This is a genomic window from Nesterenkonia aethiopica, from assembly GCF_039534665.1.
Classification (GTDB): domain Bacteria; phylum Actinomycetota; class Actinomycetes; order Actinomycetales; family Micrococcaceae; genus Nesterenkonia; species Nesterenkonia aethiopica.
Genome location: NZ_BAAAVT010000013.1, coordinates 82,909 through 98,067 on the forward strand (window position 1 = coordinate 82,909; position 15,159 = coordinate 98,067).

Below are 15,159 nucleotides of genomic sequence, written 5' to 3' on the forward strand. Positions count from 1 at the left end.
CTCACTGCTCGCCTCGGTCCGTCCAGCGCTCGGCTGAGCGCCGGAAGTCCCGCAGATGCCGGTTCCGGACGGCGATCCAGCCGATGCCCACCAGGGCCAGCACTCCGCCGCCCACCAGGCTGGCCGGAGCACCCACCAACTGCGCGACCAAGCCGGCACGGGCATTGCCCAGATCCGGACCCGCGGCACCGATGACATGCTCCGCCGCGGAGACCCTCCCGCGGCGTGAGTCCGGGGTCACCAGCTGCACGATCGCCCCGCGGGTGATCACACTGACGGTGTCCGCAGCTCCGGCGAGGGCCAGACACAGCAGCATCGGCGCCAGGACGGGGCTGAGGCCGTACCCGATCAGCGCCAGACACCACACCGCCGCCGCCGCGGACTGGATCCGACCGAGCCGCTGACGGCGCACCACCGTCCCGGAGAGCACCCCGGCCAGCAGCCCGCCCACGGCTACAGAGGTGGTCATCAGTCCCAGGGTCTCCGGGGCGCCGTCGAGACGCAGGTCGTTGATCATCGGGAACAGCGAGACCGGCATCACCAGCAGCGTGGCGAACAGGTCGGTGCCGAAGGCGCCCCGCACGGCACCGGGCCGACTCACGTGGCGCACACCCTCCCAGGTCATCGCCCACGGCCGGGCGCCGGACCCTGGCGGCGGAGCCACGCGGGGCAGGCGCAGCACCGTCCACCAGGCGACGGTCAGCGCCGCGCCGCACACGCCGAAGCAGGTGGCCAGGCCGAACGCGCCGATCAGGACCCCACCCAGGGCCGGGCCCAGCAGCATCGCCGCCTGCGTCCCCAGGTGCAGCAGCGCGATACCCGCCGGCAGCTGGGCGGCCTCCAGGAACCGGGCCGGCAGGCTGCGCCGGGAGGCCGCCCCGAATCCGGCACAGAAGGCGTTGCCGGCCACCAGTCCCAGCACCAGAGCCACACCGGAGTGCCCACCGAGCGCCAGCCCGGGCAACGCCTGCACGGTGAGCCCGAGAGCGGCCACCAGCTGACCCAGCGTGGTCCAGCGCAGCACCCGGGTCCGGTCGTGGACGTCGGCTGCGGTGCCGCCCAGCAGAGATCCGGCGGTCATCGCCACGGCGGAGACCAAGCCGACCAGGCCGGTGGCCAGCGGGCTGCCGGTCTCCTCCCACACATGGAACAGCACGGCGATGACCGCCAGCTGCGCGGCGAACGCGGACGCGGTGCCGCCCAGCCAGAGGCGCCGGAACGCTGCGGAGTCACGCAACGGGGCCAGGTCCAGGAGACTGCTGCGCATCAGCAGGGCGCCCGCATCAGATCCAGCCCCGCTCCCGGGCGACGCGAGCCGCCCCATACCGGTTCTCCGCGTCCGTCTTGCCGATCGCGGCCGAGAGGTGATTGCGCACGGTGCCGGGGGACAGGTGCAGCTGTTCGGCGATGTGCCGCACCGAGGCCCCGTCGGCCGCGGCGCGAAGCACCTCACGTTCTCGGTCCGTCAGCGGGTCGATGCCTCCGGACAGCGAGTCGGCAGCCAGCGCGGGGTCCACCACCCGGTGTCCCGCGGCCACACGCCGGACCATCTGCGCCAGCTGCTCGGCCGGGGTGTCCTTGACCACGAAACCCGCCGCCCCGGCCTCCATGGCGCGTCGCAGGTAGCCGGGACGCCCGAAGGTGGTCACCATCAGGCACCGGCACTGTGCTCCGGAACCGACCACGGCGGCGGTCGCCTCGATCCCGTCCATCCCGGGCATCTCGATGTCCAGCAGGGCGACGTCGGGATGGTGCGCCTGGACGGCTGGCAGCACCTCGTCGCCGCGGCCCACCTGGGCCACGACCTCCAGGTCCGGCTCCAGGGACAGCAGAGCGGCGAGTCCGCCTCGCACGAGGTCCTGGTCATCGGCCAGCAGCAGCCGGATCGTCGGGGAACTCATCACAGGACCACCGCCACCACGGTGCCGGGACGGTCCGGGCGAATCCTGGATTCTCTGAGCTGAAGGTCCGCGCCTGCTCCGGCCGCACGTTCCTTCAGACCACGTAAGCCCTGACCCTGTCCGGCCTCGGTCCCCTCAGCATCACCGGGCAGCCCCACGCCGTCGTCTTCCACCTGGAGCCGCTGGGGCTGGACCCGGATCCGGCAGCATGTCGCCTCCGCATGCCGGACCACGTTGGTGACCGCCTCCCGCAGCGCCCAGGCGAACAGCTCCGCATGGGCGGAGTCAGGCTGCCCTTCGGACGTGACCTCGGCGCTGATGCCCGCAGCGGACAGGGCCTCCCGCGCGGAGTCCAGCTCGGCCTCCAGCCGCGGAGTGCGCAGCCGGGCCACCGTGGAGCGGACCTGGCCCAAGGACTCACGGGCCAAGGCGTCGATGCGCTGGACCTCCTCCCGGGCCTGGGCCGGGTCGTGGTCGATGAGCCGGGCCGCCAGCTGGGCACGGATGGACAGCACGGTCAGGGAGTGGCCCAGCACATCGTGCACATCCCGGGCGATCGCGTCCCGCTCCGCCGCGCGCCGCAGCTCCTCCTCGGCGGCCTGCTGCCGATGCTCCATGCTGTCCGCCAACCGGATCAGCACGATGAACAGCACACCCAGGCCCGTGCCGAGGATCGGCCACAGCGACGCCGCAAAGGGCAGACAGGCCAGGGCGGCGAGCACCCACACGGCGATCCCGCTGAGCACCCCGGGGCGTACCGGCAGAGCGAAGACCAGGGACGCGGTCAGGAAGGGGGCGAAGGAGATCGCCGCATATCCGGCTGCCGGGAGGGTGGCCGCCGCGAGCAGGCCCAGGATGATCACGATGAGCACTGTCCGACGCACCCCTGCTGGGGATTCCAACGCCGGGACATCGCGCCAGAAGTGGGCGATGTAGATGCCGATGAAGACGGCCGTGGCGCCGAGGGCGAGAAGCCTCGCGCCGGGGGAGACCTCAGGGTCGAATGCGTAGGCCACGGGGAGGCTCAGGAACACCAGCCAGATGCCGGTGTAGAGCAGCCGGTAGATGCGAATCCCCATGGCACCATCCTGCCCCATCATGCCAAGACCCCTCTCCGCCCCGCCGCTAGTCAGCGCCGGGCGGTCCGGCGGCGCTGCAGCAGCAGGCAGGCGGTCCCGAAGATGATCGTCCAGGCCAGCACGTTCGCCAGCACGGCCCACAGCGGGTCGGTCTCACCCATCGCCCCCATGGAGATCAGGTCCCCGTCGGTGAGCGGGTAGCGGGCCAGCGCCACCACTCCGTACATCGGGGTGAAACGGCCGATGTCCAGCAGGACCCCGTCCAGCGGCATGAACGCATTGCCCAGGAAGCTGAAGATCACCAGCAGCCCGGTGGCCGCACCGACGGCGGCGTCTGAGCGGAAGCTCAGGCCGATGGCCAGCCCATAGAGCGCGAACGGCAGGGAGCCGAGCACGGTCAGTGCGGCCGTGGCCAGCCAGACCCCCGGCGGCATGTCCGCCACGGTGAGGATGCCGACGACGTTGAGCACCACCACCGGGAGCACCGCGATGCCGACGGCGACCACTGACTTCGCCACCACGAAGGCGCCGTGCGGCATGGCGGTCAGCGCCAGCTGGCGCCCCCAGCCCTGCTGGATCTCCAGGGCTGCGGCCCCGGCCATGGAGGTGGTGGCCATCGCCGCGCCGTAGGAGGCGATCGCGATCATCGTCCACGCGCTGACATTGCCTTCGCCCACCGGATTGTCCGACCAGTCCATGGTGGTGCCGAAGAACAGGAACAGCGCGGTGGGCAGCACGATCACGAAGAAGCTGTTGCCGATGTTGCGCAGGTTCCGCCAGAAGTCCAGAGCGATGTACCGCCCCAGTCGGTAGTGCCCGCTCATGCCGGCACCTCCTCGGATGCGGTGTCCTCCGATGCGGTGTCCTCGGTCAGCAGCCGGAATGCCTCCTCCAAGCTCGCCGGGCGGACCGTCAGCCCGTGAGCCCCGGTCCGGGTGAGCAGGTGCCTGGCGAGGGCGTCGGCGTCGTCGGTGCGGAAGCTGATGCGCTGTCCCTCAGAGGTCACGGACAGTACGTGCGGGACCGCCTCGAGCTCCTCCGGCGTGGGCGTCCAGATGACGCCCACATGGGCGGCCCCGGCCCGGGATCGGACCTCGTCGGTGGGCCCGTCGGCGAGCACTCGCCCACGGTCCATCAGCACGGTGCGTCGGGCGAACTGCTCGGCCTCCTCCAGGTAGTGCGTGGCGAAGATGACCGTGGCGCCGTCGTCGGCCTGCGTGCGCATCCGGGCCCAGAACTCATGCCGGGCGGAGACGTCCATGCCGGCGGTGGGCTCGTCCAGGATGATGATCTCCGGACGGGGGAGCAGCGCGAGGGCGAACCGCAGGCGCTGCTGCTGCCCGCCCGAACATTTGCCCACAGGCCGCGAGGCGAACGGCCGGACCCCGGCGATGTCCATGACCTCGTCGACATCGGCCGGGTCCCGGTGCAGGGCGGCGACCATACGCACGGTCTCCGCGGCGGTGAGGTCGGGCAGCAGCCCCCCGGTCTGGAGCAGGGCGGAGAGCCGACCCGACTGGACGGCGGCCCGCGGGGTGTCGTCGTCGACCAGCACCTGGCCGGATTCCGGGACAGTGAGGCCCAGCAGAGTGTCCAGCAGCGTGGTCTTGCCGGCCCCGTTGGGGCCCAGCAGGGCGAGGACCTCGCCGCGGGTGACGGACAGGTCGACGCCGTCGAGCGCCTGAGTGCGGCCCCCGGCGCCGTCGGGGAACGACATGGAGACGCCCCGGGCGGAGATGATGGCGGTGTTCATGCCATCAGTCTCGCCCGGGGCGTCGCGAAGATCATAGGGACGATGTCATCGATGCCCCATGACAGATGTCAGCGGGAGGCCTTCACCAGGTCGGCACAGCGCTCGCCGATCATCATGGTGGTGATGTTCGGGTTCACCGTGGTCAGCTCCGGCATCACCGAGGCGTCGGCCACGCGCAGGCCCGTCACGCCCTTGACCCGCAGCTCCGGGTCCAGCGGGGACATCTCGTCCTGCACCGCGCCCATCCGGACGGTGCCGGCCGGGTGGTAGACGGTGTTGTGCGTGCGGGAGACGTAGTCGGCGATCTCCTCGTCGGTCTGCACGTCCTTGCCGGGGAAGAGCTCCTCGCCGGCCCAGTCGGCCATGGCCGGCTGGGAGACGATCTGCCGGGCCAGCTTGATGCCTTCGACGGCCACGCGCATGTCGTGGCCCTCCGCGTCGGTGAAGTACCGGGGGTCGACCTTCGGCTTGTCCCGGAAGTCGCGGGAGCGCAGCCGCACCGTGCCACGGGACTTCGCGTGGGTGATGTTCGGGGTCAGACAGAAGGTGTTGTCACTGGTGGGGTAGCCCTGCCGCAGCGTGTGCATGTCGAAGGGCACCGAGCCGTAGTGCATCATCAGGTCCGGACGCCCGGGCTTGTCCGAGGGGACGTCGGTGCCTTCGCGGGTGTCGGCGAAGATACCGATCTCCCACCACTGGTAGCCCTCGGTGATCATCGGCTGCTTGGCGTCCCAGGCGATGACGGCTTCCGGGTGGTCCTGCAGGTGCTCGCCCACCCCGGGGGAGTCCACGACCGCCTCGATGCCGTGCTCAGCCAGATGCTCGGCCGGGCCGATGCCGGAGAGCATGAGCAGCTTCGGGGAGTCGATGGCCCCTGCCGAGACGATGACCTCCCGGTTCGCGGTGATGGTCTCTCCGCGGCCGAACGCGTTGGCGACAATCTCCACGCCGGTGGCGCGCTTCTCGTCGTCGATCAGGATCTTCCGCACCCAGCTGTCGGTGAGGACGGTCAGGTTCTCCCGCTCCAGGATCGGGTGCAGGTAGGACACCGACGACGACGCGCGGGTGCCGTCTTCCTGCCGGTTGATCTGGAAGAAGTTCGCGCCCTTGACCACGGTCTCGCCGGAGTTGAACTCGGTGCGCGGGATGCCGGCCTGCTCGCAGGCGTCCAGCAGGGCCACGCCGCAGGGGTCGTGCGGCGGGATGGTCATCAGGTGCACAGGGCCGGAGCGACCGTGGTGGTCGCCGTCGGCGTCGTTGGTCTCCAGACGCTGGAACAGCGGGTAGGTGGACTCGGCGTTCCATCCGGCCGCGCCCAGCTGCTCCCACTCGTCCATGTCCTCCTTGGGCGCCCAGAAGGCGATGCAGGAGTTGTGGGAGGAGCATCCGCCCAGCACCTTGGCGCGGGCGTGCCGCATGAAGGAGTTGCCCTTGGCCTGCTCCTCGATGGGGTAGTCCCAGTCATAGCCGGACTCGAGCAGCTCCATCCAGCGGTTGAGCTGCAGCACCACGTCCTTGTCGGTGTCGGTCGGGCCGGCCTCCAGCAGGGCCACGGTCACGTCGGCGTCCTCGCTGAGGCGGGCGGCGACGGCGGGGGCGGCGGGGCCGCCGCCGACGACGACGTAGTCGAAGGTCTTCTCAGTCACGAAGGTCTCCTCACTCACTTCTCGGGCATGGAGAACCAGCCGGAGACGGCCGGTTCGGTGTTCTGGTAGATGTGCTTGGCCTCGCGGTACTCGTCCAGGCCGGCGTGGCCGAGCTCACGGCCGATGCCTGACTGCTTGAAGCCGCCCCACTCGGCCTGCGGCAGGTAGGGATGGTAGTCGTTGATCCAGATGGTGCCGTGGCGCAGCCGGGAGGAGACCCGGTGGGCACGGCCGGCGTCGGAGGTCCACACCGCGCCGGCGAGGCCGTAGTTCGTGTCGTTCGCGGTGGTGATGGCCTCTTCCTCGGTGGTGAAGGTCTCCACGGTGATCACCGGGCCGAAGGCCTCCTCGATGACCACGCTCATGCCGCGGCGGACGTCGGTGAGCACCGTGGGGGCGTAGAAGCAGCCGTCCTTGTGCTCCTCACCGCCCCAGTGGCCGCCGGTGCGCAGAGTCGCGCCCTCCTCGACGCCCTGCTTGACGTAGGCGGTGACCTTGTCCCGGTGCTCCGCGGAGATCAGCGGACCGGTCTCGGCCTGCTCATCGAAGGGGCCGCCCATGCGGATGTTCTCCGCCCGGCGGACCAGCTCGTCCACGAACTTCTCGGCGATGGACTCCTCGACGATCAGCCGGCTGCCGGCGGAGCAGACCAGCCCGGAGTCCAGGAAACCCGCGTTCAGGGCGTTGTCGACGGCGGCGTCGAAGTCGGCGTCGGCGAAGACCACGTTGGGGTTCTTCCCACCCAGCTCCAAGGCGACCTTCTTGACCGTCTCGGAGGCGGCGGCGGCGATCTTCCGGCCCGTGACCAGTCCACCGGTGAAGGAGATGAGGTCCACATCCGGGTGCGAGGCCAGCGGGGCGCCGGCGGCGGCGCCGGCACCGGTGACCAGGTTCGCCACACCGGCCGGCAGCCCGAGCTTGTCCAGGACGTCCATGATCAGGATGGCGGTGTGCGGGGTCAGCTCGGCGGGCTTGAGGACGAACGTGTTGCCGGCGGCCAGGGCGGGGGCGATCTTCCAGGCGGCCTGCAGCAGCGGGAAGTTCCACGGGGTGATCATCCCGCAGACACCCACGGGCTCGTAGACGACCTTGGAGATGACCGTCGGGTCCCCGGCGTCGACCAGGCGCCCCGGGTCGGAGTCGGCCAGCTTCCCGAAGTGCTTGAAGCAGCCGATGATGTCGTCCATGTCGATCTCGGCCTCGACCAGGCGCTTGCCGGTGTCCAGGGCCTCGGCCCGGGCGAATTCGTCCTTGCGTTCGGTCATCGCCGCGGCGACCCCGAGCAGCAGCTCTCCGCGTTGGGCGGCGGGGGTGTCGGCCCATTCGCGGGAGTCGAAGGCCCGTCGTGCCGCGGCGATGGCGGCCAGAGCGTCGGCCTCGCCCGCCTCGGAGACGACGCCGACCTCGCGGCCGTCAGCGGGACAGTGGATGGTGCGGGTCTCGCCGGAGGCCGCGGGGACCCACGCTCCGTCGATGAACAGCGTTGCAGTGGTCATGGTGCTCCTTGTCAGCTCGTCGTCAAGCTCGTGGCCGAGCTCGGGGTCAGCTCTTGTGGTCGGTCTCCCACTCATCCGGTGCGTGGCTCACCGTGTTGAGTGCCTGCGTGTGGACGTCCTCGCTCAACGTGAGGAACGTCAGGTGCCGTTCATAGGCGTCGAGGATGTCGCTGATGATCTGCTCCTTCGTGTAGCCCATGATGTCGTGGCCCTGGGAGCCCGTGGCGGAGAAGATCTCCACCCGGTAGTACTCGTCCTCCACGGCCTTCATGTTCTGCGCGAAGTTGGGCGCCGCGTAGGAGACCGGGTACGCCTGGTACTTGAACTCGCTCTGCTCGCCGAAGCGCACGTGCAGGTCCACATGCGGGATGCCCGTGTCGTGGTGATGGCCACGGCTGCAGCTGACGTCCGCCCCCTGGGCCTTCAGCTCGGCGGCGACCTCCTCCACGGCGGGGATCGCGGTCTCCTCCATGAAGCGGGTGGCCTGCTTGGCCGTGGGGAAGTTCATGTGTCGGGCCAGGCGCCGTCGCCAGCCGCCGCCACGGTCGGAGGCGTCCCGGATGCGTCCGGAGAGCACCCAGGGCATGGACGCCTCCTGGGAGGCCTGGCTGTAGTGCTCCATGCGCAGGGCGCGCCAGATCCCCAGCATGAGGATGTACATCACCACGGAGAAGGGCAGACCGATGATGACCGTGGCCATCTGCAGCGTGAACACGCCGTCGAGCATCAGCACCGCCAGGGTGAGGGCACCGGTGGCCAGGGCCCAGAAGATCCGCAGCCAGGGCGCGCCGTCGTCGGTGGTGTTCTCCGCCTTGGAGGTGAAGTTGGACATCACCAGGGCGCCGGAGTCAGCAGAGGTGATGTAGAACAGCAGGCCGGTCAGCACGGAGAGCCCGATGGTGAAGGTGGCCCCCGGGTACTGCTCCAAGAGCGTGTAGTAGCCGGATTCGGGGGTGTTGACCGCCGATTCGATGAAGTCCATGTTCCCGGAGATGAACTCCCAGATCACGCCGTTGCCGAAGATGGAGATCCATAGCAGGATGAAGCCGAACGGGATGATGAGGGTGCCGACCACGAACTGGCGCAGGGTGCGGCCTCGCGAGATGCGGGCGAGGAAGAGGCCCACGAAGGGCGCCCAGGCGATCCACCAGGCCCAGAAGAAGAGGGTCCACCATTCGCGCCAGCCGTCAGCGGGCATGTCGTAGGCGAAGGTGTCCAGCAGCATGGAGGGGAAGTAGGCGATGAAGTCGCCGACGTTCTTCACCAGGCCGTTGAGCAGGTCCACCGTCTGGCCGGCGATGAGCACGTAGAGCATCAGGATGATGGCGAAGACCACGTTCAGCTCGGCCAGGCGGCGGATGCCCTTGTCCACACCGGAGACGGTGGAGAAGGTCACCACGATCACCGAGAGGCCGATGAGGCCCACCTGGGCGGCGGTGCCCTGGGGGATGCCGAAGAGCCATTCGAGGCCGTAGTTGAGGAACACCACCCCGATGCCGAGGCTGGTGGCGATGCCGAAGATGGTGCCGACGACGGCGGCGATCTCGATGCCGTCCCCGGCCACGCCCTTGGCCCGCTTGCCGATGATGGGGTACAGGGCGCTGCGGATGCTCAGCGGCAGGTGGTACCGGTAGGCGAAGAGGCCGAAGGCCATGCCCATCAGGGCGTACATGGCCCAGCCGGGGATCCCGTAGTGGAAGAGGGTCCACAGCACGGCCATCTCGGTGGCCTGCGCGGTGCCCTCCTCGGTGCCCGGGGCGGTCAGCACGTTGGTGGCCGGCCCGGAGATGGCGAAGAACATGAGGTCGACGCCGATGCCGGCGGCGAACAGCATGGCCGTCCAGGTGAAGAGGTTGTATTTCGGGGAGGAGTGGTCCGGCCCCATCTTGGTGCGGCCCACTCGGGAGAAGGCGACGATGAGGACGAACAGGACGACGATGCCGGCGGTGAGGATGTAGTACCAGCCGAGGTTCTCACCGATCCAGAGGAACGCCGCCTCCAGCGTGGTGTAGGCCGTCTCGGGGGCCAGCCAGGCCCAGAGCGTGAAGGCGACGATGATGGCCGCCGCACCGAAGAAGACCGGAGGATTGAGCTTGGAGTTCTTCAGGCGCCCCCCGGTGGTGGGCCCGTCCTCCTGTTCTGCTTCATGGGGTGAGTGTTCCGTGGCAGATGCCATGGGGTGTCCTTCCCTCAGTTGCGCCTCATCAGAGCGACGTGGAGTTGATCGGGCGGTCGACGTGGTGTGATCCTATCGGGGCGGAGTCGGCTTGTCGCCGACTTTCTCTTAAGTCTTGAGGGAGGACCAGAAGAGGCCTTCCGAGTCGCATCCGTGTGACTGCGCGCGATAGGTTAGGTGACCGTGGCACTGACTATCGGAATCGTGGGACTCCCCAACGTGGGCAAGTCGACACTCTTCAACGCGCTCACCCGCCAGACGATCCTCGCGGCGAACTACCCGTTCGCGACGATCGAGCCCAACGTCGGGGTGGTGAATCTGCCTGACGAGCGGCTCGACACGCTCGCCGGGATCTTCGGCTCGCAGAAGATCCTGCCGGCGACCGTCTCCTTCGTGGACATCGCCGGCATCGTCAAGGGCGCCTCCGAGGGGGAGGGGCTGGGCAACCAGTTCCTGGCCAACATCCGTGAGGCCCATGCCATCGCCCAGGTGGTGCGCGTCTTCGAGGACGACAACGTCGTGCACGTCGACGGCAAGGTCGACCCCACCTCGGACATGGAGACCATCAACACCGAGCTGGTGCTCGCCGACCTCCAGACGCTGGAGAACGCGATCCCGAAGCTCGAGAAGCAGGTCAAGCAGAAGAAGGCCGAACAGGCGCAGCTGGACGCCTATCTGGCCGCGCAGACGGTGCTGGAGCGCGGCGACACGATCTTCTCAGCCATCGCGTCGGAGAAGCTCGACATGGAGAACCTGGCTCAGCTGTCCCTGCTGACCGCCAAGCCGTTCATCTACGTCTTCAACGTGGACGACTCCGTGCTCGGCTCCGCCGAGCGGCAGCAGGAGCTCGCCGATCTGGTGGCCCCGGCCCAGGCCGTGTTCCTGGACGCCAAGCTGGAGGCGGACCTCGTGGAGCTCTCCGAGGAGGAGGCCCGCGAGATGCTGGAGCTCAACGGCCAGGAGGAGTCAGGCCTGGACCAGCTGGCCCGCGTCGGCTTCGACACCCTCGGCCTGCAGACCTACCTCACCGCTGGGCCCAAGGAGGCCCGCGCGTGGACGATCAACAAGGGCGACACCGCCCCGGAAGCGGCAGGTGTCATCCACACCGACTTCCAGAAGGGCTTCATCAAGGCCGAGATCGTCTCCTTCGACGACCTGGTGGCCGCCGGCTCCATGAACGACGCCAAGTCCGCCGGCAAGGTGCGCATGGAGGGCAAGGACTACGTGATGAAGGACGGCGACGTGGTGGAGTTCCGCTTCAACGTCTAGCTTGCATGTGCGGGCAGCGCAGGCCTGGCCGTTCCGTATGCGTAGGTGTCACGTTGCGTTCCTGGCTCGAAGACTCTTCATGAGCGCAGCCCACGACGCAGGGATCTCGTAGTCCAGTTCGCGCGCAATGACGGCCTTGTCGGGGTCGGCGGGGCAATGTGCTGCGCCCCAGGTCCCGATCGTCGCGAGGACGGGGACGAGATCGATGCCGCTGTCAGTGAGGTTGTAGACAGCTTTCTGCTTGTGCGTCGGGTCATCGGCGCGGGTGAGGATGCCGGCGGCGACGAGTCGGTCGAGGCGGTCGGCGAGGACGCTGCTGGTCAGGCCCTCATCCGAGCCGCGCAGAATTTCGCGGAAGTGTCGACGATGGGCGAAGGCGATGTCACGCAGGATCAGCAACGTCCACCGGTCTCCGAACAGCTCGACGGCGAGGTTGATCGGGCAACCCGACCGTCCGGTCGCAGCCACTGCTCAGGCCTTCGCGGAAGCGTAGTGCCGGACCTCCGCCTCGAGCAGATCGACCGTGGCGTCGAGGGCCGAGACCATGGGCCAGTGTCCGCTGACGAGATGCCTGCGCCGCCATCCGGCAGCCGACCTGGCGACGGGGGGAGCCTCCTTCCAGGCCTCGTCGAACCCTCCGCTGGGTGTGAGGGCGACATAGGTCGAAGGCTGCCGTTCTGCAGGGGTCGATAGGTGGGCCTGGTCGAGGATAGTTCGTCCTGGGTGTGGTGAGAAGCTTGAGGCCAGATGGTCTCGGTCACTGGTGGAGAGGTCGGTCTCGAAGTCGAGCATCTGCCGAGTGGGGGCGTGCCACAAGTTGCCCGCTGCCTCGATGTCGGCTCGCTCCTGCGCGCGCTGTACGTCTGACCCGCCCCAGTCGTCGAGGAGGGATCGCTTGTCCTTCGCGATGAATGCACCGACATGGATGAGGCCAACTACGTGGTCTTTGAGGCGGTCCGCCGCTGAGGATGTGACGATGCCTGAGTAGGAGTGTGAGATCAGTACGACAGGCCGCGAGCTGTCTCCGCTGACGTGTTCGACGAGTTGATTGACATGGTCGTCGAGGCGTACTGCTGCGATGTCTGCATCGGATTGACCGTATGCCAGCCCCTTGAGCGTGATCGCTTCCGCGTCGATGCCTCGGTTTCGCAGCCGCTCGGCGGACTGCTGCCAGATCCAACGTCCCATCCAGGCTCCGGGGACGAGGATGGCTTTCGCTGCTGGCGTGGTCATGGCGCTCTCCTGACTGATCTCACTTTGCGATCAGTCTGAGGATATCGGTGACTGATCGTAAAACACAACCAGTAGGCTGTCTTGAGATGCTGGCCAGGGTTGAGGGTCTGAGGCTGAGCAGTGCCGTGTGTAGGATCGCCCGACGTGGTTGAATGCGGTGCTGGTCCGCTTCGACGTGTGAGCCGTCGGAGTGGTTCGCCGCTGCGGTCTCTCATGCCTAGGCTGCACTGGTCTCCGGTGATCTTGAGTTGGTTCATCGACGGCCACGAATGCTCCTCAGACACCGTGTGGAAGTTCGCGTCCGAGGACCAGAGTCCTCAGCCGAGGGGCGATCAAGGACTCATCACGGGAGGCATCTTCCAGGGCCTGTTCTGCGCGTTCTCGGGAGAGGAAGGCCATCAGTCCGATGGCTGAGATGTCTTCAGCTTCAGTGTCTGAGGGGCCGCCGTTGCTCAGCACGTGGATGGTGACCCCGTCGGCGAGCTCCTGTGGTGAGGCGTCGGGCACCGGGAGGCTCTCCCATTCCAGGACATACTCAGGGTCTCGTTCGTAGCCTCTGGACAGGTGCCTGGCGATCTCTTCGTCGGCCGTCGCTAGGATGACGGCCTCATCGAGAGTTCTCCGGTGCTTCTTGTAGACCACATGGACCATCTCAGTCGAGGTTTCCGTCTGCGATGCGGGTTTGCGGAAGAGGCGTGTGAAGATCACGGCTTGCACCTCAGTTCCTTGAGTGGGCTGGTCACGACCGCCCGGTAGGTGGTCCCCTTGTAGACGATGCTTGCCCTGCTCTCGGGCGACGACCAGGTCTTCTTGTTCTGAAGCGCCCTGGGTTCGATGGAGGCCCCGGCCATTGGGATTCCACAAGGTCGGTGACGCTGGTTAGCTCAGCATAGAACAGGTCCTCGAACTCCACCGGCGGCAGATCTGAGAGATAGCCGTGAGGACGTTCCGTGTTGTGCCAGTGCACTCATCCCACGGTGGCCAGCTCTACGTGCTCCACGGTATTCCAGGGCCGCGCTCAGCCCGTCGACTGGCGGGGGGTGCCTCTATGGTTTTCGTCAAGCCGCGAGGGCGTGGCCTGAGCCTGCGCGGGCGTTGTCTGGTTCCTGGTAGAAAGTGCCGTCTCGCAGCATGGCGTAGAGAGTGTCCAGACGGCGGCGGGCCAGGGCGAGGACGGCTTGTTTATGGGTCTTCCCAGCGGCTCTCTTCTTGTCGTAGTAGGCCCGTGAAGGCCCGTGGTGCAATGCGGCGAAGGCGCTGGTGAACAGAGTGGACTTCAGTCTCTTGTTGCCGCCGCGGTTGGCGAACTCCCCGCGAATGGAAGTCCCGGAGCGCCGGGTCGTGGGGGCGATCCCGGCGTAGGAGGCCAGGTGGCCGGCGGTCTTGAAGTCCTTGCCGACGACTTCGGTGAGGATTCTGGCGGCGGTCCTGACCCCGATTCCGGGCATCGAGGTCAGGACCTGGGCAAGAGGGTGGGCCTCCACCAGTGCCTCGACCTGTTCCAGCACGTGGGCCCGCTGGGTGTAGAGCTCTTTGAGCTGGTTGGCCAGGATCGGGATGATCGTGGCCGCGGCCCCGGTGCCGGCGACCACGACGGTCTGGGCATCCAAGGCTTCGAAGATCGTCTCGGTGAGCCTCTCGGCCAGGCGAGGGTTGTGTTTCTTGATGCGGTTGCGCACATGGCCCCGGCCAGCGGTCTTCAGCTTCTGCGGGGTCGGCCAGGCCGCTAGAGCATCGAGGACTCCGTAGTGATGCAGATGCGAGCCCACAGCCCGCTCGAGAGCCGGGTGGATCTGGGTCAGCAGCCCGCGCAGCCGGTTCCTGGCTGCGGTGGTCTGGCCCAGCAGGTCATCATCGAAGCCAGCCAGCACCGCCAGCTCGGCGATCTGTTCATCAGAGGCGGCGATCTGTCGCAGCGCAGAGGGCATGGTGCGGGCGGTCTCAGCGATGATGAACGCGTCCCGGGCATCGGTCTTGGCCGAGCCGGCGTGCAGGTCAGCTACCCGGCGCATGGTCAACCCCGGCAGGTAGGCCACCTCGACCTGCTCCATCGTCTGGGCCACGGTGACCGGCAGTGCTCCGATCGTGGCGGGCTGATCGACGACCAACAACGCCGGCCCGTGCTCCTGGGTGAGTTCGTCCAGCAGCTGCCGCAGCTTGGTCTCGTCGTTGGGCAGGGCCTTGTCGTAGACCTTCTCGCCGGTGCGGGTCAGTGCGGTGGCGTGATGTTCGGCCTTGCCGACGTCTAGGCCGATGAACAGCGCGAAGTCCTGAAGATCCCAGGCCATGAGCGCTATCTCCTCTTCGGTGTGAATCCTCGTCACCGCCCTGGGCAAGGCGCTCAGCGCGGCCAGTCATCCGGTCCGCGGCCCAGGATCTGGGGTGAGTCGGTGGGCGGGTCATGCTCGGCATCCACGTTAGAAAACAAGCCCTCAAGGAGTGGGACTGTCGTGCCTCTATCAGCGATCCACGATCCGCCCGTGACCAGCTCCTGGGTGACAACACCCCCCGGATCATCACATTGACTGGGGGCAAACGATCATGCCCAGGAGCCGGACCGGACAACACCACTTATCCTGCCGGAGAAACGGTGCCCTTAAGAAGCT

The 15,159-nt window shown here is 67.9% G+C and carries 13 protein-coding genes; 1 reads left to right on the plus strand and 12 read right to left on the minus strand.

Annotated elements, in window-relative coordinates; genetic code table 11:
- Position 1: 1 nt before the first annotated feature.
- The 8 genes from ABD658_RS10890 to betT all read right to left on the minus strand — a co-directional run bounded on the left by ABD658_RS10890 (position 2) and on the right by betT (position 10,051).
- Positions 2–1,267: an MFS transporter gene (locus tag ABD658_RS10890; RefSeq protein ID WP_344681261.1), complete on the minus strand. Its 1,266-nt coding sequence runs from the start codon at positions 1,265–1,267 to the stop codon at positions 2–4.
- A 16-nt stretch (positions 1,268–1,283) separates the two neighbouring features.
- Positions 1,284–1,901, minus strand: a complete 618-nt coding sequence (locus ABD658_RS10895; RefSeq protein ID WP_344681263.1) for a response regulator transcription factor — start codon at positions 1,899–1,901, stop codon at positions 1,284–1,286.
- Positions 1,901–2,980, minus strand: a complete 1,080-nt coding sequence (locus ABD658_RS10900; RefSeq protein WP_344681265.1) for a sensor histidine kinase — start codon at positions 2,978–2,980, stop codon at positions 1,901–1,903. Before ABD658_RS10900 ends, ABD658_RS10895 begins: the two co-directional genes overlap by 1 nt.
- Before the next feature lie 50 nt (positions 2,981–3,030).
- Positions 3,031–3,804 (minus strand): ABC transporter permease, encoded by a 774-nt coding sequence (locus tag ABD658_RS10905; protein ID WP_344681267.1) that lies wholly within the window; start codon positions 3,802–3,804, stop codon positions 3,031–3,033.
- Positions 3,801–4,733, minus strand: coding sequence for an ABC transporter ATP-binding protein (locus ABD658_RS10910; RefSeq protein WP_344681269.1), 933 nt, complete (start codon positions 4,731–4,733; stop codon positions 3,801–3,803). The genes ABD658_RS10905 and ABD658_RS10910 overlap by 4 nt, the downstream gene beginning before the upstream one ends.
- A gap of 68 nt (positions 4,734–4,801) precedes the next feature.
- A complete protein-coding gene (locus tag ABD658_RS10915) occupies positions 4,802–6,379 on the minus strand; it encodes a GMC family oxidoreductase (RefSeq protein ID WP_344744535.1) in 1,578 nt (525 codons plus the stop codon).
- A 14-nt stretch (positions 6,380–6,393) separates the two neighbouring features.
- Entirely contained in the window at positions 6,394–7,875 is a 1,482-nt protein-coding gene (locus ABD658_RS10920) for an aldehyde dehydrogenase family protein (RefSeq protein WP_344681273.1), read from the minus strand.
- Positions 7,876–7,921: 46 nt separating this feature from the next.
- Complete coding sequence (betT, locus tag ABD658_RS10925; RefSeq protein WP_344681275.1) at positions 7,922–10,051, minus strand: choline BCCT transporter BetT; 2,130 nt, start codon at positions 10,049–10,051, stop codon at positions 7,922–7,924.
- Positions 10,052–10,234: 183 nt separating this feature from the next.
- On the opposite strand from betT, the gene ychF reads away from it, so the two are divergent.
- Positions 10,235–11,320 carry a redox-regulated ATPase YchF gene (gene ychF / locus ABD658_RS10930; protein WP_344681277.1) on the plus strand — a complete coding sequence of 362 codons (1,086 nt, stop codon included), beginning with the start codon at positions 10,235–10,237 and terminating at the stop codon, positions 11,318–11,320.
- Between the two features lie 48 nt (positions 11,321–11,368).
- Here ychF and ABD658_RS10935 read toward each other — a convergent pair whose 3' ends face one another.
- From ABD658_RS10935 to ABD658_RS10955, 4 genes are all read right to left on the minus strand, one after another.
- On the minus strand, positions 11,369–11,788 hold the full coding sequence (locus ABD658_RS10935; RefSeq protein ID WP_344681279.1) for a winged helix-turn-helix transcriptional regulator: 420 nt from the start codon (positions 11,786–11,788) through the stop codon (positions 11,369–11,371).
- 3 nt (positions 11,789–11,791) lie between these two features.
- The gene (locus ABD658_RS10940) at positions 11,792–12,553 is read right to left on the minus strand and encodes an alpha/beta hydrolase (RefSeq protein ID WP_344681281.1); all 762 of its coding nucleotides are present in this window, start codon (positions 12,551–12,553) and stop codon (positions 11,792–11,794) included.
- A gap of 276 nt (positions 12,554–12,829) precedes the next feature.
- Positions 12,830–13,261 carry a hypothetical protein gene (locus ABD658_RS10945; RefSeq protein ID WP_344681283.1) on the minus strand — a complete coding sequence of 144 codons (432 nt, stop codon included), beginning with the start codon at positions 13,259–13,261 and terminating at the stop codon, positions 12,830–12,832.
- Positions 13,262–13,611: 350 nt separating this feature from the next.
- Positions 13,612–14,841: an IS110 family RNA-guided transposase gene (locus ABD658_RS10955; RefSeq protein ID WP_344681285.1), complete on the minus strand. Its 1,230-nt coding sequence runs from the start codon at positions 14,839–14,841 to the stop codon at positions 13,612–13,614.
- Positions 14,842–15,159 lie beyond the last annotated feature (318 nt).

What these genes read in the sequence shown, in the direction of transcription:
- ABD658_RS10890 (WP_344681261.1), bottom strand. Translation starts at nt 1,267, where the DNA reads ATGCGCAGCAGTCTCCTGGACCTGGCCCCGTTGCGTGACTCCGCAGCG.
- ABD658_RS10895 (WP_344681263.1), bottom strand. Translation starts at nt 1,901, where the DNA reads ATGAGTTCCCCGACGATCCGGCTGCTGCTGGCCGATGACCAGGACCTC.
- ABD658_RS10900 (WP_344681265.1), bottom strand. Translation starts at nt 2,980, where the DNA reads ATGGGGATTCGCATCTACCGGCTGCTCTACACCGGCATCTGGCTGGTG.
- ABD658_RS10905 (WP_344681267.1), bottom strand. Translation starts at nt 3,804, where the DNA reads ATGAGCGGGCACTACCGACTGGGGCGGTACATCGCTCTGGACTTCTGG.
- ABD658_RS10910 (WP_344681269.1), bottom strand. Translation starts at nt 4,733, where the DNA reads ATGAACACCGCCATCATCTCCGCCCGGGGCGTCTCCATGTCGTTCCCC.
- ABD658_RS10920 (WP_344681273.1), bottom strand. Translation starts at nt 7,875, where the DNA reads ATGACCACTGCAACGCTGTTCATCGACGGAGCGTGGGTCCCCGCGGCC.
- betT (WP_344681275.1), bottom strand. Translation starts at nt 10,051, where the DNA reads ATGGCATCTGCCACGGAACACTCACCCCATGAAGCAGAACAGGAGGAC.
- ABD658_RS10940 (WP_344681281.1), bottom strand. Translation starts at nt 12,553, where the DNA reads ATGACCACGCCAGCAGCGAAAGCCATCCTCGTCCCCGGAGCCTGGATG.
- ABD658_RS10955 (WP_344681285.1), bottom strand. Translation starts at nt 14,841, where the DNA reads ATGGCCTGGGATCTTCAGGACTTCGCGCTGTTCATCGGCCTAGACGTC.